The organism is Cryocola sp. 340MFSha3.1 (assembly GCF_000383315.1).
Lineage (GTDB): Bacteria > Actinomycetota > Actinomycetes > Actinomycetales > Microbacteriaceae > Leifsonia.
On record NZ_KB911088.1, the window covers coordinates 697,181 to 713,473 of the forward strand.

14 protein-coding genes are annotated in these 16,293 nt (G+C 71.2%); 7 read left to right on the top strand and 7 right to left on the bottom strand.

Annotation, left to right across the window (positions count from 1 at the left end; translation table 11 throughout):
* Positions 1 to 61 precede the first annotated feature (61 nt).
* Both H284_RS0114350 and mgtA read left to right on the top strand, forming a co-directional pair.
* Entirely contained in the window at positions 62 to 991 is a 930-nt protein-coding gene (locus tag H284_RS0114350) for a universal stress protein (protein WP_020076795.1), read from the top strand.
* The gene (mgtA, locus tag H284_RS0114355; protein WP_020076796.1) at positions 988 to 3,639 is read left to right on the top strand and encodes a magnesium-translocating P-type ATPase; all 2,652 of its coding nucleotides are present in this window, start codon (positions 988 to 990) and stop codon (positions 3,637 to 3,639) included. Before H284_RS0114350 ends, mgtA begins: the two co-directional genes overlap by 4 nt.
* On the opposite strand, the gene H284_RS0114360 is transcribed toward mgtA, so the two are convergent.
* Both H284_RS0114360 and H284_RS0114365 read right to left on the bottom strand, forming a co-directional pair.
* Positions 3,611 to 4,987 (bottom strand): MBL fold metallo-hydrolase RNA specificity domain-containing protein, encoded by a 1,377-nt coding sequence (locus H284_RS0114360; protein ID WP_020076797.1) that lies wholly within the window; start codon positions 4,985 to 4,987, stop codon positions 3,611 to 3,613. The genes mgtA and H284_RS0114360 overlap by 29 nt on opposite strands.
* Positions 4,984 to 5,409 (bottom strand): hypothetical protein, encoded by a 426-nt coding sequence (locus H284_RS0114365; RefSeq protein WP_020076798.1) that lies wholly within the window; start codon positions 5,407 to 5,409, stop codon positions 4,984 to 4,986. The genes H284_RS0114360 and H284_RS0114365 overlap by 4 nt, the downstream gene beginning before the upstream one ends.
* Before the next feature lie 147 nt (positions 5,410 to 5,556).
* Between H284_RS0114365 and H284_RS0114370 the strand changes: the two genes are divergently transcribed.
* The 3 genes from H284_RS0114370 to H284_RS20315 are packed head-to-tail and all read left to right on the top strand — an operon-like array spanning position 5,557 to position 9,376.
* The gene (locus H284_RS0114370) at positions 5,557 to 6,627 is read left to right on the top strand and encodes an alcohol dehydrogenase catalytic domain-containing protein (RefSeq protein ID WP_020076799.1); all 1,071 of its coding nucleotides are present in this window, start codon (positions 5,557 to 5,559) and stop codon (positions 6,625 to 6,627) included.
* Complete coding sequence (locus H284_RS0114375; RefSeq protein WP_020076800.1) at positions 6,624 to 8,519, top strand: heavy metal translocating P-type ATPase; 1,896 nt, start codon at positions 6,624 to 6,626, stop codon at positions 8,517 to 8,519. The genes H284_RS0114370 and H284_RS0114375 overlap by 4 nt, the downstream gene beginning before the upstream one ends.
* Before the next feature lie 29 nt (positions 8,520 to 8,548).
* Positions 8,549 to 9,376 (top strand): helix-turn-helix transcriptional regulator, encoded by an 828-nt coding sequence (locus tag H284_RS20315; protein WP_020076801.1) that lies wholly within the window; start codon positions 8,549 to 8,551, stop codon positions 9,374 to 9,376.
* Here H284_RS20315 and H284_RS0114385 read toward each other — a convergent pair.
* From H284_RS0114385 to H284_RS0114400, 4 genes are all read right to left on the bottom strand, one after another.
* Positions 9,373 to 10,167 (bottom strand): alpha/beta hydrolase, encoded by a 795-nt coding sequence (locus H284_RS0114385; RefSeq protein WP_029042954.1) that lies wholly within the window; start codon positions 10,165 to 10,167, stop codon positions 9,373 to 9,375. The two genes, H284_RS20315 and H284_RS0114385, sit on opposite strands and share 4 nt — an antisense overlap.
* A 42-nt stretch (positions 10,168 to 10,209) precedes the next feature.
* Positions 10,210 to 11,004: an oxidoreductase gene (locus H284_RS0114390; protein ID WP_020076803.1), complete on the bottom strand. Its 795-nt coding sequence runs from the start codon at positions 11,002 to 11,004 to the stop codon at positions 10,210 to 10,212.
* 83 nt (positions 11,005 to 11,087) lie between these two features.
* A complete protein-coding gene (locus H284_RS0114395) occupies positions 11,088 to 12,242 on the bottom strand; it encodes a cation:proton antiporter (RefSeq protein WP_020076804.1) in 1,155 nt (384 codons plus the stop codon).
* Positions 12,239 to 12,586 (bottom strand): antibiotic biosynthesis monooxygenase family protein, encoded by a 348-nt coding sequence (locus H284_RS0114400; RefSeq protein WP_020076805.1) that lies wholly within the window; start codon positions 12,584 to 12,586, stop codon positions 12,239 to 12,241. The genes H284_RS0114395 and H284_RS0114400 overlap by 4 nt, the downstream gene beginning before the upstream one ends.
* Positions 12,587 to 12,759: 173 nt before the next feature.
* Between H284_RS0114400 and H284_RS0114405 the strand changes: the two genes are divergently transcribed.
* Both H284_RS0114405 and H284_RS0114410 read left to right on the top strand, forming a co-directional pair.
* Entirely contained in the window at positions 12,760 to 13,905 is a 1,146-nt protein-coding gene (locus tag H284_RS0114405; RefSeq protein WP_020076806.1) for a peptidoglycan-binding domain-containing protein, read from the top strand.
* A 175-nt stretch (positions 13,906 to 14,080) separates the two neighbouring features.
* Positions 14,081 to 14,923 (top strand): CPBP family intramembrane glutamic endopeptidase, encoded by an 843-nt coding sequence (locus H284_RS0114410; RefSeq protein WP_231371248.1) that lies wholly within the window; start codon positions 14,081 to 14,083, stop codon positions 14,921 to 14,923.
* Here the strand turns inward: H284_RS0114410 and H284_RS0114415 are convergent.
* Positions 14,848 to 16,158 carry an MFS transporter gene (locus H284_RS0114415; protein ID WP_018192137.1) on the bottom strand — a complete coding sequence of 437 codons (1,311 nt, stop codon included), beginning with the start codon at positions 16,156 to 16,158 and terminating at the stop codon, positions 14,848 to 14,850. The genes H284_RS0114410 and H284_RS0114415 overlap by 76 nt on opposite strands.
* Positions 16,159 to 16,293 lie beyond the last annotated feature (135 nt).

Genomic DNA, 16,293 nt, shown 5'->3' on the forward strand with positions numbered 1-16,293 from the left:
CGGGCATCGTCGGAGGTGTCGTCATCCCGGGGATAGGTCCGGGTCGAGAGAAGAGGTCGCGATGCCGTACACGATCATGGTCGCTGTCGACGGGGAGCCGGATCACCGGGCCGCCCTCGACTGGGCGGCGGCGAGGGCCGCGCGCGACGGAGCCCGTCTCGAACTGGTCCACGTGGTCGAGCGCGCCTGGGGCGACAGCACGGAGGAGCCGAGCCGACTGCTCGTCCTGGCCGTCGGGTCGCTGCTGGAGGCCGAGAAGCAGATCGCCCTGCATCGGGCGCGCGACGTGCGGGAACGTCGAACGGTCGCCGCGGGAGGTGCCGGCACGTCCGCCGAGGTCGCCGGCGACATCGAGGTGGGCACGCGTTACCGCTACGGCCACATCGGTCCGGAGCTCGCGTCGGTCTCGCGGGAAGCGGACCTCCTCGTGATCGGTACGCCGGCCGAGGAGGACCGCCGTCGCGCCTTCGCCGGCTCGCTGGCGGTGCGCGTGGCGGCCGTGGCCGAGTGTCCCGTTGCTGCCATTCCCCACGGCTGGGTCGACTCCGGACACGGTGTCGTGGTCGGGGTCGACGGCGAACTGCAGACGGAGTCCGCGGTGGAGTTCGCGGCGGCCGAGGCGGAGGTGCTCGACGAGCCCCTGACGGTCGCCTGCGCCGGCTACATCGCGAATCCCCTGCTCGCCGGCCTCGTGCCGGAGATCTCTCTGGGCGACCGCCGCGAGCGCGTCGCGGCCGACGCCGCCGCCCTCGCGAAGGAGCGGCATCCCGGAGTCACCGTCTTCACCGACGTCCTCGACACGGCGCCGTCGCGCGGACTCGTCGCCGAGGCCGACGGGGCGCGCATGCTGGTCATCGGCACGCACGACCGGCACGGGATGCAGCGGTTGATGCTGGGCTCGGTCGGGCACGACATCCTGCTCAACGTCCGGACCCCCGTCGTCGTCGTGCGCCGTGCGCGCGCCTCCGCGGAAGACGCCGGACGCCGGTGAGCCACCCGGCAGCGACGGTCTCCGAGCCGCCGGCCCTGAGCACTGTGCGCGAGAGCGCCGCTGAGTCCGTCGAGGCGGTGCTGGCGGCGGTCGAATCCTCCGCCACCGGGCTGAGCGACGCCGAGGCGGCCGCGCGCCTGGAGCGCTTCGGCCCGAACGCGGTGCGCGGCCACCGTGCCCGCCCGTGGCTGGTGCTCTGGCGTCAGGTGCGCAGCCCCATCCTGCTTCTCCTCTTCGCCACGGCTGCGGTGTCCGCTGTGGTCGGGGAGCGGGCGGAAGCGGCGATCATCGCCGTCATCCTGCTGATCAGCATCGGCCTGGGTTTCGTGAACGAGTTCCGCGCTGAGCGGGCCGCCGACGCCCTGCACGACCGGCTGCGGCATACGGTCGTGGCCGTGCGCGACGGCGTCCGCCGGGCCGTGGATGTGACGGAGCTCGTGCGCGGCGACGTCGTCGTGCTGTCAGTGGGCACGGTCGTGCCGGCCGACCTGCGGCTGATCGAGACGTCCGGGCTCGAATGCGACGAGAGCATCGTCACGGGTGAGGCGGCTTCCGTCGCGAAGTCCGTCGAACCCGTCGCCCGCGGCGCCGGCATCGGCGACCTCTCGTCCTCCGCCCTGATGGGGACGATCGTGCACGCGGGCAGCGGCGTCGGCGTGGTCGTCGCGACCGCGGGGGAGACCGAGTTCGGCCGGATCGCGGTCGGCCTGGGCGTCCAGAATCCGCAGACCGAGTTCCAGCGCGGGCTCGGCCGGTTCTCGATGTTCCTGCTCGCCGTCGCGCTCATCCTCTCGTCGGTGATCTTCATCGCGGCGCTGCTCCTCGGCCGGCCGATCATCGAGTCCCTGCTGTTCTCGCTCGCCATCGCTGTCGGGATCACCCCGCAGCTGCTTCCCGCCGTGGTGAGCACCAGCCTGGCGGCCGGGTCGCGCGCCCTCGCTCGACGTCGTGTGCTGGTGAAGCGGATGGTGTGCATCGAGGATCTCGGCGACCTCGACCTCCTCGTCACCGACAAGACGGGAACGCTGACGACCGGGAGGATCGCCTTCGACCGGGCCGTGCCGGTCGACGGCGTCTCGGCGGACGAGCTCCTCCTTCTCGCCCTGCTCGCGGTCGACGCCGATCCGCTCGCGAACCGGGCGGCGGGGGCGGACGCCGTCGGCCTGACCCCGCTCGACGCGGCACTGCTCGACGCTCCCGGAGCGGCGGATGCGCCGGTCGGCGCGTACCGTCGCCTCGCCGTGCGCCCGTTCGACCACGAGCGCCGCCGGTGCACGACCCTGGTCGCCGCGGCGGGCTCCGATCCGATCGTCGTCGTGAAGGGTGCGCCGGAGTCGGTGCTCCCGTTGTGCACCGGATCGGGGGACGCCGTGGCAGCGGAGCTCGCGGAGCTCTACGCGACAGGGGCGCGCGTCGTGGTCGTCGCCTCCCGCCCGGCCCCCGGGCTGACCGGGCTCGACGACTCTGCGGAGCACGGCCTCGCGGTCCGCGGCTTCCTGGTGTTCGCGGACGCCGTGCGTCCCGATGCCGCGGCCTCCCTCGCGCGCCTGACCGCGCTGGGGGTCGAGGTGAAGATCGCTACCGGCGACAGCGCGACCGTGGCCGAGCGGGTCTGCGACCGGCTCGGCATGGTTCGGCGCGGCACACTCACCGGCGACGAAGTGGATGCGCTCGACGACCGTGCCCTGATCGACGCGGCCCGCGCGACCACGATCTTCGCGCGCGTGTCGCCCGAGCAGAAGGCGCGGATCGTGCTCGCCCTCCGCCGCAAGGGCCGCGCCGTCGGGTTCCTCGGGGATGGGGTCAACGACGCGCTCGCCCTGCACCGCGCCGACGTTGGCATCTCCGTCGACTCGGCGGTCGACGTCGCGAAGGACGCTGCGGACGTGCTCCTCCTGGAGAAAGACCTCGACGTCCTCGCCGACGGGGTGACCGAGGGCCGCCGCATCTTCGCGAACACGATCAAGTACGTGCTCATGGGCACCTCCAGCAACTTCGGCAACATGTTCAGCGCCTCCGTCGCGTCCATCGCGCTGCCGTTCCTGCCGATGCTGCCCGGGCAGATCCTTCTGAACAACCTGCTCTACGACTCCAGCCAGCTCGCCATCCCGACCGACCACGTGGATGCCGAGCAGCTGCGTGCGCCGGCGCACTGGGACATCCCCGCGATCCGTCGCTTCATGCTGCTGTTCGGGCCGATCAGCTCGCTGTTCGACTTCGCCACTTTCGCGCTGATGCTGTTCGCCCTGAACGCGGCCCCGCCGGAGTTCCGGTCCGGCTGGTTCATCGAGTCGATCGCGACGCAGACCCTGATCGTGTTCGCCGTGCGCACGCGGCGCGTCCCGTTCCTGCGCAGCCGGCCCTCGCGTCCGCTCGTGCTCTCGGTGCTGGCGGTCGTTGCGATCGGCACCTGGCTGCCGTACTCGCCACTCGCCGGAGTGCTCGGCTTCACCCCGTTGCCGGCGGTGTTCGTGCTGGCGCTGGCCGGGATGGTCGTCGCCTACCTCGTCCTGGTCGAGCTGGCGAAGGTCTGGTACTACGCGCGCCTGTCCCGTTCGCCGGAGGCGCCGGTGCGGGCCCGCGCGTACCGCCACCGGGTCGCCCGGCGGGCGGCGCGGTTCACGGCGCGGTCGCCGCAGTCGCGCTGACGGTCTCCCCGAACTCGGGAACGCGGGCCTCCCAGCCGAGCGAGCGTCGGAGGCGGAGGCGCAGCTGGTCGGCGGCATCCGGCTCGCCGTGGGTCAGGTACACCGCGGCGGGCGCGGTCGGCGCAGACGACATCCACTCGACGATCTGCTGGGCGTCGGCGTGGGCCGAGAGCATGTCGAGCGTGTGCACGCGCGCCCGGATCGGGATGTCGCGCCCGTGGATGCGGAGCGTGCGCTCACCGCGCTGCAGGGCCGCGCCGCGGGTTCCCCCGGCCTGGAAGCCGGTCAGCACGATGGCGTTGCGCGGATCGCCGCCGTACGCCTCGACGTGGTGGAGGATGCGGCCGCCCTCGAGCATCCCGCTGGCGGAGATGATGATCGCCGGACCGCCGCGCAGATTGAGGAGCTTCGAGTCGTCCACCGTGCGCACGAGGGTCGCCAGACGGTACATAGCGGCGAACTCGTCGCGGGGGATCCGGTGCTCCTCGGGGTGGCGCGCGTAGATCTCGGAGGCGTCGACCGCCATCGGGCTGTTCAGGAAGATCGGCACCTCGGGGATGCGGCCGTGGGCGCGCAGGCGGCTCAGGTGCAGCAGCAGGGTCTCGGCGCGGCCCACGGCGAACGCCGGCAGCAGCACGACCCCGCCACCGCGGCAGACGTCCGTGACGATCCGGCCGAGCGCGTCCTCCGCGTCCACCCGCGAGTGGATGCGGTCGCCGTACGTCGACTCGGACACGAGCACATCCGTCTCCTCCAGCGGTGCAGGCGGCCGCATCAGCGGATCGTCCACGCGCCCGAGGTCGCCGGTGAAGTGCAGGCGCCCGGCGTCGGTGGTCACCAGCACCTGGGCGGCGCCGAGGATGTGCCCGGCGGGCACGAACCGGATCGTCATCCCGTTGAGGGCGAAGGGCTGCGCGAACGGGTGCGGGTCGAACCGCTCCAGCGCGGCCAGGGCGTCCTGCTCGGTGTAGAGCGCGCGCGGCGGGGTGTGCCGGGAGGTGTGGTGCCGGTCGGCGTACGCCGCCTGCTCCTGGAGCAGCCGCCCGCTGTCCGGGAGGATGAGCCGGCTCAGCTCCGCCGTCCCCATCGTCGAGTGGATGCGACCCCGGAAGCCGTCCCGCACCAGCGCGGGAAGGTAGCCCGTGTGGTCCAGGTGCGCGTGCGTGACCACGACCGCATCCACACTCGCCGGTTCGACGGGGAACGGCCGCCAGTTGCGCTCCCGCAGCTGCTTGTAGCCCTGGAACAGCCCGCAGTCGATGAGGACGCGCCTGCCGTCGTGCTCGATGAGATACCGGGAGCCGGTGACCGTGTCCGTGGCGCCGAGGAACCGCAGCGATGCGCTCACGAGGTGACCGCCGGGCGCCGCCCGAACAGGCCGAGTCCGAGGAGGACGAGCCCGAGCTCGGCGAGACCTGCCGCGAAGTACACCGCCTGCAGTGGGCTGAAGGGGATGAACATCATCTGCACGAAGATCCAGATGAGCAGGCCGAACGCGGCGACCGTGGCCGCGAACGCCCCGGCGTCGGACTGCCGGCCGATCATCACGGAGGCGAGCAGGTGCGTGCCTCCCACGATGACCGCGAGGATGACGCCCGGCGCCACGTACGAGGTGAACGGGCTCCCGCCGAGGAAGGCGCGGTCGGGTACGACCCCCGCTCCCGTCGTCGTGGCCGCCCCGCCGATGATGAGGGCGAGGCCCCCGGCGACGGCGCTCAGACCGACGGCGGCCGTCAGGACGGTCAGGACGATGCGGATCCAGCGTTTCATGACTCCTCCGAACTCTCCTCCCCAGGATGAGCGCGACCGAGCCGGGCGTTCAGGGTCCAAAGGCCCATGGCGGCATCGCGGGACCTTCGGCCCGACGCCCGGTGGTGGGGGCGCAGCACACTGGCGGCATACCGAAAGGAGCCGCCCATGCGCGCAGCCGTCGTGAGCCAGTACCGCGAGTCGCTCACCCTCGAAGACCGTCCGATCCCGACCCCCGGTCCCGGCCAGGTCCTGGTCCGCCTGGAGGCGTGCGGACTGTGTCACACCGACATCCACGCCATCGACGGCGACTGGCCGGTCAAGCCTGCCCTCCCCTTCGTTCCCGGCCACGAGGGCGTCGGGATCGTCGAGCGCCTCGGCGACGGCGTCACCACCCGCGAGGTGGGGCAGCGGGTCGCGCTCCCGTGGCTCGGCTACGCGTGCGGCGAGTGCCGCTACTGTGTCGACGGCCGCGAGAACCTGTGCGAGGCACAGCACAACACCGGCTACTCCGTCGACGGAGGATACGCCGAGTACGCCGTCGCCGAGGCGCGGTTCGCTGTGCCGGTGCCGGACGATGTGTCCCCGCTGGATGCCGCCCCGCTGACCTGCGCGGGCGTCACGACCTACGCCGCGGTGAAGGCCGCGCGCGTGGTTCCGGGCGAGCGCGTCGCCGTCTTCGGGATCGGCGGTCTCGGTCACCTCGCCGTGCAGTACGCGCGCCTGGTCGGCGCCCAGGTCGTCGCCGTGGACGTCACCGAGGAGAAGCTGGATCTGGCAGTCCAGTTGGGCGCCGACCACGCCATCAACGCGGCCGAAGTCGACCCGGTGGAGGTCATCCGGCACCTCGGCGGCGTGGACGTCGCCATCGTCCTCGCGGTCGCGCCCAGCGTGTTCGACCAGGCTTTCCAGTCGCTCAATCGCGGCGGACGGCTGGTGCTCGTCTCCCTTCCGGCCGACGGCACCCTGACCATCCCCGTCTTCGACACCGTGCTCAAGGGCATCTCGATCATCGGCTCGATCGTCGGCACCCGGCAGGACCTCGTCGAGGTGTTCGCCCTCCACGCGGCCGGGCGCACCCACGTCGTCGCCGCACGACGGGACATCTCCGATGTCAACGAGGCGGTGGCCGAGGTGCTCTCCGGTGAGGTGCCCGCGCGGCTCGTCTTCGTCTACGACTCCGGACTCCCGGTCGAGTCGCCCGCAGACGACTCCGCTGCGGCGATCGCGCGGGAGTGAGCATCGCTGAGCCTCGGCCCGGCAGCGGGAGGCTGATCCGGGCCGCGCTCCGCTACCGCGTGATCACGCTCACGCTCCTGGTCGGTGTGATCTCGCTCGCGCTGTTCCTGGCAGGGGCGGTGATAGCCGCACAGTGGACCGCCGGCCTGTACGCCATCGCGGTCGCCGTGGGCTACACCGTCCGGATGCTCCGGACCCTGGCTTCCGGCGGGCTGGGCGTCGACCTCCTCGCGGTCGTCGCGATCGTCGCGACGGTGGCGGTGGGGGAGGTGGCGGCGGGGCTCGTCGTCGTCCTCATGCTCAGCGGGGGCGAGGCGCTCGAGGACTACGCGAACCGGCGGGCGAGGCACGAGTTGGATGCGCTGCTGCGCCGGGAGCCCCGGTCGGCGCACCGCTTCGCGGGCGACCGCATAGAGGACGTGCCGGTCGGGGATGTGCGCGTCGGTGACATCCTGCTGGTCCGCCCGGCCGAGGTGGTGCCGGTGGATGGGGTGCTGCTGGATGCGGCCGCGTTCGACCTCTCGTCGCTCACCGGCGAGAGCCTTCCCGTGGACCGGTCGCCCGGCGACGAGGTCCTCAGCGGCAGCGTCAACGGCGCCGAGGCGGTCCGGATGCGCGCAACGGCCGTCGCCGGCGACAGCCAGTACCAGCAGATCGTGGCGCTCGTCGCACAGGCGTCCGGGAGCAGACCCCGCGTGGTCCGCCTCGCCGACCGGTTCGCCGTCCCGTTCACGGTGTTCTCGCTGCTCCTGGCGGGGGTCGCCTGGGCGGTCAGCGGTGACCCGGTGCGGTTCGCAGAGGTGCTCGTCCTCGCGACGCCGTGCCCGCTCCTCATCGCGGCCCCGGTCGCGTTCATCGGCGGGATGAGCCGGGCGGCGCACTCCGGCATCCTGGTCCGCGCCGGGTCGGTGTTCGAGACGCTGGCCCGCGCCCGCACGGTGGTGTTCGACAAGACGGGGACGCTGACGACGGGCCGCCCGGTGCTGCGCGAGGTGCGCCCGGCGCCCGGCGTCGATGCGACCGAGCTGCTCGCCCTGACCGCGAGTGCGGAGCAGTACTCCTCCCACGTGCTCGCGGCATCCGTGGTCCAGGCGGCCGAGCAGCGCTCGATCGCCCTGCGGGAGGTCGCGTCGGCCGAGGAGCACGCCACCAACGGTGTCCTGGCCGAGGTGGACGGGCGCCGAGTGGCGGTGGGCAAGCTCGCCTTCGCGCGCTCCTTCGCACCGGACACTCCGCGTGCGGAGATCGGCCCGGGCGAGCTGGCCGTCTATGTCACGATCGACGACGCTTACGCCGGGGTCCTCCTCGAAGCCGATCCGCCGCGACCGAATGCGTCGGCCACTCTGCGTGGACTGCGGGAGCTCGGCGTCACGGACATCGAACTGCTGACCGGTGACGCGGAGGAGACCGCCGCCCACACCGCTGCGGCGCTCGGGATCAGCCGGTATCGCGCCGAGTGCCTGCCCGCCGACAAGGTGCGCAGGGTCGCCGAGATCACCGAGCGCCCGGTCGTGATGGTGGGCGACGGGGTGAACGACGCCCCCGTGCTCGCCCGCGCGGACGTCGGCGTCGCCATGGGTGCGAAGGGGGCGACGGCGGCGAGCGAGTCGGCGGACGTCGTCCTGCTGGTCGACGACATCGGCGGCGTCGTGGATGCGCTCGCCATCTCGCGTCGAACCGTCCGCATCGCGCTGCAGAGCATCTGGCTCGGCATCGCCGCCTCCGTTGTGCTGATGCTGATCGCGGCTTTCGGCGTCATCCCGGCCATCGTCGGTGCTTTGCTGCAGGAGGCCGTCGACCTCGCGACGATCCTGGCCGCGCTTCGTGCGGCGCGGGTGCCGCGGGGTGTGCGGGTGCCCGTCGTCACCGGCGGCGCGCCTGCGCAGGTGTGATCCGGGAGACGAACGGCTAGCATCCCCTCATGGCGGACAACGCCCTCGGCGACTACCTGCGTGCGCGGCGCGAATCGCTGCGTCCTGACGACGTCGGGCTCACGGAGGACGGCCGCCGCCGACTGGTCAGCGGACTCCGCCGCGAGGAGGTCGCGGCGCTCGCCGGGATCAGTTCCGAGTACTACGTGCGTCTCGAGCAGGGGCGTGAGCGCCATCCCTCCGAGCAGGTGGTCGCCGCCATCGCCCGGGCGCTGCTGCTCGCCCCGGCTTCCGAGGAGTTCCTCCACCGCCTGGTGAGGCCGCTCCCAGATCGTGGGTACGAGCCGCAGCAGACGCGGGAGGGGGCTCAGCGCCTGGCCGCCTTCATCTCCGCGCTGTCGACTCCCGCTCTCGTCCACGATCGGATCCTCGACGTGATCGTCGCCAACCCGCTGGCCGGTGCCCTGTCGCCGTCGTTCCACGCGGGGGTGAACCTCGTCGAGGCCGCGTTCCTCGACCCGCGGCTGCGCTCCCTCTACGTCAATTGGGAGGAGATGACGGCCCGTCTGGTCTCGTACCTGCGGGCGCAGGCGGCCACCCCGCCGCTCGACCCCCGTCTTCCCGACCTGGTCGCCGGGCTGATCGATAGGAGCAGCCGATTCGCCGAGCTCTGGGGACGGCACGACGTCGGCGCGACCGCGAGCGGCGTCAACCTGCTCTCGCATCCCGAGGTCGGCCCCATCGAGCTGAACTTCGAGCGCCTGTGCTTCGCCGGGAGCGATCATCCCGTCATCGTCGTCTACCACGCGGAGCCCGGCAGCGTGTCGGAGGCAGCGCTCGCCCGTCTGACCGGCGTCGCTTCCGCGGTGACCGGTTAGAGCGCTTTCTCCTTCATCCACGCGAGTGCCGCATCGGCGACATCGCGCCACCCGGAGTCCAGGGTCAGGGAGTGGCCGCGGCCCTCGAACTCCTGATAGTCCGTGACTCCAGGACCGCCCGCGTAGAGCTTTGCCACCGCCGCGGTCACCGATCGCGGCACCGTGTGGTCCTCCGTCCCGGTGACGAGCAGGAGCGGCCCGCGGTCGGCGACGTGGGTGTCGACGGTTGCGGGCGATCCTTTCGTGAAGTTCGCGGTCGCGTCCTCGAACAGCGGACGACCCGGTCCCGGGATGGTCCACGCTTCGTGGAGTGCGTCCGACTCCGCCTCGGGGATCGCGTTGCCGAACGCGTACCGGAACTGCTTGGCCGTGAGGGCGACGGTCCGTTTCCGGTTCGCCGGATTTCCGAGCACAGGCAGAGCCGAACGCAGCTGCGAGAACGGCAGGATGTTCACTCCCTTGATCGGCGCGGGATCGATGGCGACGGCGGCGACGCCGTATCCGTTGGCGAGCAGCTCCTGGGCGATGAGGCCGCCGAAGGAGTGACCGATCAGGATGGGCTTCTCCGCCATCCCTTCGATAAGATCCGCGTAGTGGCGACAGATCGCTTCGATCCCGACCTCGTCGAGCCCGGACGGGTCTGCCCGGGTCTCCTCCACGGTCGCCAGATCTCCGGGCCAACCGGGAGCGGCGGTGTCGTATCCCGCATCGGCGAACAGGTCCTGCCAGGGCTTCCACGCGGAGGAGTGGATCCAGAGGCCGTGGATGAACATCACGGGGTGAGCGGGCATACGGGGCTCCTTGGTTTCGTCGCGAGGGAGACCGAGGCCGGGTCAGAGGGTCTTGACCAGGCCGCCGTCGATGAGGAAGTCGGCGCCGGTCGTGTTGCCGGCGCGGTCGCTGGAGAGGAGCAGGACGAGGTCGGCGACCTCGGACGGCTCGGTGAACCGCCCGGTGCTGAAGCCGCCCTGGGCGGCGACCACGTCGCGTTTCGCGGTCTCGAAGTCGGTGCCCTGGGCAGCGGCGACCGTCGCAGCAACTCCGTGCTCGCCGAGCCAGAGCGGTGTGGCGACGGGCCCAGGGCTGATGGTGTTGAAGCGGATGCCGTCGGGACCGTACTCTTTCGACAGCGCCTTCGAGAGGTTCCAGACGGCGGCCTTCGCCGCCGAGTAGTCGACGACGAAGGGGTCCGGCAGGAAGGCGTTGACCGACCCGATGGTCACCACTTTGCCGCCGCCGCGCGCCTGCATCCCCGGGATCACCGCCCGGATCGCGCGCACCGCGGCGAAGAAGCCGAGCTGGAAGGTACGCATCCAGTCGTCATCGCCGACCGCCAGGAATCCCTCCGTCCGTGGCGTCAGGGCACCCACATTGTTGACGAGGATGTCCGCGCCGCCGAGGGCTTCGGCGCGGCTCACCAGCTCGCCGGGTCCGTCGGGGGTGGACAGATCCACGACGACGGCGTCGACGCGTCCCGTGTCGACCAGCGCAGACAGCTCGGGAGAGACGGTGCGCGACCCGGTGACCACTCGCGCGCCTTCGTCGAGGAACGCGCGCGTGATCGCCAATCCGATGCCGGAGCTCGCGCCGGTGACGATGGCGAGCTTGTCCGTCAGTCGCAGGTCCATGGGTGCGACGCTAGGGGCGCGGCCGACCGTCGCGCCTGGTCGCCGTTCTCCTGGTAGTCCTGCACCCAGTCGGGAGCCGTTGATCAGCGCGACGCATCCCCGAGTGCGGGACGCGCCCGCGCGGCGATCCGCCCGAGCGCCAGCGCGGCGACGGTCACGGTCAGCAGCGCGCCGACCAGGATGGCCGGTCCCTCTCCGGGAAGCAGGGTGCTGGTCTGCACTCCCAGCGTCACGGCCGCCACCGGGACGCCGAGCTGCCCCGCCGAGGCGGCGGCCTGCATCCACGGGAGCCGGACAGCGCGTGAGGTGCTGTGCGCGATCACCGCGCCCGCGCCGAGAGCCAGCCCGAGCAGGACCATGGCGGGATGGCCGCCCAGCCCGCGGATGTCGAGCGACGCGCCCAACCAGACGAAGAACAGCGGTCCGAAGAAGCCCTCCGTCATGCCGAACAGCTGCCGGGCGAGGCGGTGCGGCTCTCCGACCGCCGCGAGGACGAGCCCCAGCGCGAAGCCGGCCAGCATGATCGACAGCTGAGCCAGCTGGGCGATGGCCGCGAACACGAACAGCACCAGGAGGCTCAGCCGGAGCTCCAGCGCGAACCGGCGGCGTTCCGAGTATGCATGTGCCCGCCGTCGTAGTCCGGAGCGCCCCAGCCAGGTGAGCGCCGCGACCAGCGCGACGGAGGCCACGGCGATGACGAGCGCTCCGACCGCCGCGCTGCCCGCGTGCGCCGGCGATACCGCGAAGGGAAGGGCGATCACGCACACCACATCGGCGACCGCGATCTGGGTGACCAGCTGGCCGAGTCCGCCCAGACTGAGCCCCAGCGACGTGAGCATCGGCAGCACGACCGCCGCCGAGGACGACGCCAGCACGATCCCGTATACCGCGGCGTGTCCGGTGCCGAACGCGGCGGCGAGGGCGACGCCGATCACCGCGGAGGCGACCCCGGCGACGGCCGCGCCCGCCACCCCGAGCACCCCGGTCCGTGACCGCAGACGCGGGTCCCGCACCGGAATCTGCGAGCCGACGACGACCATCGTGAGCCCGAATCCGATGTTCGCGAGCAGCTGGAGGTCGGGGGCCCGAGGGTCGATGAGCCGAAGCCCGGTGTCGCCGATGAGGATGCCGCCCGCCAGCTCACCGACGACCACGGGCACGTGCCACACATTCCGCGCCGAGAGCAGCGGCCCGAGGAGTCCGACCGCGACGATGAGGGCCAGCGACGCCGGCGTCATCGTGCGGACGTGCTGCCGGAGCTCTCGGCCGGGACGTGCTCCAGTCCCAGGCCGGGCTGACCGTAGCTGCCGACGACCTCGGCGATGACGATGCGATAGGCGCCGATCCACCGATCGTGCAGCCGCTTGGCCTCGCGGTGCGTGTCCATGCCGATCAGCTGCTGCAGCGCCTCGCGCGTCTCCCAGTAGTAGACCTCCGCGTGCAGGCCGGTCTCCTGGTTGCTCCACGCCTCCTCGCCGAGGAAGCCGGGGATGGCGCGGGCGCGCTCTGCGATCTCGTCGTTCAGCCGATGGAAGTCCTCGTCGTAGGGCTTCGCCTCGAAGATGAACGTCGACGTGTACATGGCAGCTCCCTCGTCGCGACGATGCTAGCAATCACGATCGGCCCGTGGCTCGAACCAGGAACGCCTCTCCAGCCCGCTGTATATCCACGCGTCCTCGGCCGCAGCTACCGTGTGGCTGGCCGCCCACGCCAACGTGGGCGGGCCGCCGCGAACAGGGAGCAGAGGATCGCGCGATGCTGAACGAGCCGAGGCAGCACAGCGACCGGCGTCCCCTGCGGGTGCGAGTGGCGGTGGGTGCGCTCGTCGTCGTCGCGGCGTTCGCATTTTCGGGATGTTCGGGCGAAGTGAGCCCCGTCGATCGTGCTCAGGCGCAGGTCACCGCGAAAGAGAAGGCGGTCAAGGAAGCGCGGTCGGCGGCGGATGCGGCTTCGCAGGAGTTCTGCCAGGCGAGTAAGACGTACATCGAAGCTCTCGACCGGTACGGCGACATCCTCACGCAGACCGCTCCGACTGTGGGCGACGTGAAGGATGCGGGCTCCGATCTGGCCAAGCCGAGATCCTCCGCGTTCGATGGCGCGGAAGCGGCCGTCGAGGCTCACCAGGAACTCGCGACGGCCGAACAGGAGCTCGTCGCCGCCCGAGCCGCCCTCGACCAGGCGCGAGGGGAGCCCTCCGGCACCCCGGAGGGCGATGCGACTCCGCAGCCGACAGCCACCCCGCTCGTCCCCAGCGCGACCGTCGATCGTGTGAAGCAGGCTGACGCGGAGTTCGCCTCCGCTCAGTCCGCCATCACGGACCAGACCACCGTCGCGGCCGCTTCGGAGCAGTTCAACAGTGCGGCGGTCGCTCTCGAGTTCTCCTGGCTGCACCTGTTCGCGCAGGCCGGCTGCATTCCCGACGCTCAGGCCCAGGAGGCCTCCGCGGCCGTCAGCCGCTACGTGACCGAACTGCAGCAGAGTCTCGCCGCCGCCGGCTACTACTCGGGCGCGATCGACGGCGTATACGGTCCGCAGACCGTCGCGGCCGTCGAAGAGCTCCAGACCGTGAGCGGCCTGCCGGTGACGGGCACGGTCGACAAGGCGACTGCCGCAGCGCTGGATGCCACGCTCCTCGCCCTCGGTGGCGCCGCCGCGCAGACGAACACGGCCACCACCGCCGCCCTCCAGCAGACGCTGAAGCTCGCAGGCTTCTGGAGCGGCCCGGTCGACGGCGTCTGGACTCCGGCGCTCACGGAGTCCCTGCAGGCGTTCCAGGCGAAGCTCGGAGTCGAGGCGACCGGAACGGTGGATGCCGCAACGATCAGCGCCTTCGACAAGGCGCTCGCGGAGGCGCAGCAGGCGCAACAGGCTCCGAGCGCGACTCCGACGCCGTCACCCTGACGCAGTCCAGTCGCCTCCCGGGTCGACGAGACCCGCAGGAATCCCGAGGATGGCGTTGACAGGCGATTGCTAGCCAAGAAAGATGTCTAACACCCGGGCCGGACATCCGGATCCGCGCGGGGGCTCTTCGCACCACTTTCGGCTGTTCTCATCCCCTGGGGAAAGGTAAGGACGCATGCGAATTCAGCCTCGGCTGTGGATGGGGTTCCTGATCTGGGCCGGCTACGTCGTCGTGGTCTTCGTCGTCAGCGCTCTGATGGGCGTCCCATACACCAGGATCGGTGCCTCCGCCGGGGAGACCTGGAGGGGCGCGGTCGTAGACCTGGCCGTCGCCGCGCTCTTGCTCGCGGTCACCACGTCTCTGCTGGGCTGGTGGCGGCCGGCGCTGTTCGAACGCACGCGCTCCCGTCATGTCTGGCCCGTCTTCGTCCCGATCCTGATGGCGGTCGTGGCGCTGGTGAACATCCTCACGACGGACTGGTCGAAGTTCGACGCCTCCTTCCTCCTCGCTCTCGTCGCACTCGGTGTCCTGGTGGGCTTCAACGAGGAGCTGATGACACGCGGCCTCGTGCTCACAGCGTTCCGCTCGCGGCTGCGCGAGGGGTGGGCCTGGTTCCTGTCCAGCGTCCTGTTCGGGGTGATGCACCTCGTCAACGCGGCGCTGGGAGCCCCGCTCGGCGGCACGCTCGCGCAGGTCGGGCTCGCCTTCGCCTCCGGGACGGCGTTCTACATCGTGCGGCGGGTGACGGGATCCCTGATCTGGGCCATGCTGCTGCACGGGCTCTGGGATGTGTCGGTGTTCGCGGTCGGGCACGCGCCGCTCGGCGTGCCGTTCGCGACCTTCCTGACGCCGGTCATCGGTATCCTGTCGCTCGCCGTCGTGTACTGGGTCATCACGGGAGCGGACGAGAAGCAGGATCGCGAGCTGGCCGCACGCAGAGCTCAGGATGGCCGCGGGCCGGAGGTGCCAGGATCGGGTGCCGCAGTCCCCGGCTCGACCGGTTCCGGGTCCGTCTGAACCGTCTTGGTGTCCGCCGGGTCGTTCTGGCGCCGGCTGGCGAACAGGAACGGGATTCCGATCAGCTCGACCGCTCCGCCGATGACGAGCGACGTGCCGTAGCCCCAGAGGTCGGCCGCGCGTCCGAGCGCCGGTTGGATGAACACCCCGCCGAGGCTGCCGAACAGCGAGTCGAACGACAGCACGGTCGCGCGCTGCTTCGAGGGGATCATGTCGTTCAGGTAGGCCTGGCGAACCGGGCCGGCCACCGCGAATACGAAACCCCAGATCACCAGCAGGGCGACGGCGAGCCAGAAGAGGCTGGTCACCCCCAGCGCCACGAGGATCACGATGCTCGTCAGAGATGCCCCGATCACCGTCGTCGTGCGCTTCGCGAACAGACGGCGGATGCGCGAGGCGAGCACACCGCCCGCGACCTGCGCCAGCGACAGGATGGCGGCGGCGAGCCCGGCGATCGAGTACGCGGTCTTGTCGCCGTAGAGTTCCAGCAGATACGGCTGCAGCGCGTAGAAGGCGTAGATGCCGACGCCGGAGGCGAACGGCGCCGACAGGATCACCCAGCGCACCGACCGTTTGCGCAGCCCGTGATCGATCGACTGCCTCAGCACGTTCCTGGTCGCCGCGACCGGGCCCATCGAGTGGTCGGGTGTGAAGCCGAGGTCTTTCATCACGATGGCGGCGAACACCAGCATGACGACCAGCACGCCGGCTCGCAGCAGGAACGGCACGCCGAGATTCGTCGCCTGGGCGATGATCCCGCCGAGAACCGACCCGGCGAACATCGAGATCCCCGTGACGACCAGGCCGCGGCCGAACACGGCCTCCAGGCTCCCGGTGTACTTGGCGAACGCCAGGGCGTCGACGAGCCAAGCGTCCACCGCGCCGGAGAAGAACGTGAAGCCGAGACCGAGCAGCGCCGACACGATCGCCCACCAGACGAACGGCGCGTGCCAGAGCCACAGCAACCAGTACAGGCCGGTGGTCACCGACAGGGTGATCGTGCCCAGCAGGTAGGACGCCTTGCGCCCGACCGTGTCGGCGACGACGCCCGTCGGGATCTCGAAGATCACCATCCCGGCGGTGAAGAACGCGTTCGCGGCGAACGCCTCGAAGTTCGTGAGCCCGGCGTCGAGCAGGAAGAGGGTGTTGATCCCCCAGATGAACGACGCCGCCAACGTGTTCCCGAGCATCAAGGTCAGGTAGACACGCTGCACGCGGCGAGCCGCCGGATTCATGACCCGCGACCGATCGGTTCATCCCGCCTCGTCACCCCGGCATCATGGACCCGATCGGGTGGGCCTGGCTACTCGCCACCTGCGGTCTCCGACCGAAGCGACGTGGCTCGAGACAGTGGGAGGCGAGATACTCAC

What these genes read in the sequence shown, in the direction of transcription:
- H284_RS0114400 (WP_020076805.1), bottom strand. Translation starts at nt 12,586, where the DNA reads ATGTACACGTCGACGTTCATCTTCGAGGCGAAGCCCTACGACGAGGAC.
- H284_RS0114395 (WP_020076804.1), bottom strand. Translation starts at nt 12,242, where the DNA reads ATGACGCCGGCGTCGCTGGCCCTCATCGTCGCGGTCGGACTCCTCGGG.
- H284_RS0114370 (WP_020076799.1), top strand. Translation starts at nt 5,557, where the DNA reads ATGCGCGCAGCCGTCGTGAGCCAGTACCGCGAGTCGCTCACCCTCGAA.
- H284_RS0114365 (WP_020076798.1), bottom strand. Translation starts at nt 5,409, where the DNA reads ATGAAACGCTGGATCCGCATCGTCCTGACCGTCCTGACGGCCGCCGTC.
- H284_RS20315 (WP_020076801.1), top strand. Translation starts at nt 8,549, where the DNA reads ATGGCGGACAACGCCCTCGGCGACTACCTGCGTGCGCGGCGCGAATCG.
- H284_RS0114350 (WP_020076795.1), top strand. Translation starts at nt 62, where the DNA reads ATGCCGTACACGATCATGGTCGCTGTCGACGGGGAGCCGGATCACCGG.
- H284_RS0114405 (WP_020076806.1), top strand. Translation starts at nt 12,760, where the DNA reads ATGCTGAACGAGCCGAGGCAGCACAGCGACCGGCGTCCCCTGCGGGTG.
- H284_RS0114415 (WP_018192137.1), bottom strand. Translation starts at nt 16,158, where the DNA reads ATGAATCCGGCGGCTCGCCGCGTGCAGCGTGTCTACCTGACCTTGATG.
- H284_RS0114410 (WP_231371248.1), top strand. Translation starts at nt 14,081, where the DNA reads ATGCGAATTCAGCCTCGGCTGTGGATGGGGTTCCTGATCTGGGCCGGC.
- H284_RS0114385 (WP_029042954.1), bottom strand. Translation starts at nt 10,167, where the DNA reads ATGCCCGCTCACCCCGTGATGTTCATCCACGGCCTCTGGATCCACTCC.
- H284_RS0114390 (WP_020076803.1), bottom strand. Translation starts at nt 11,004, where the DNA reads ATGGACCTGCGACTGACGGACAAGCTCGCCATCGTCACCGGCGCGAGC.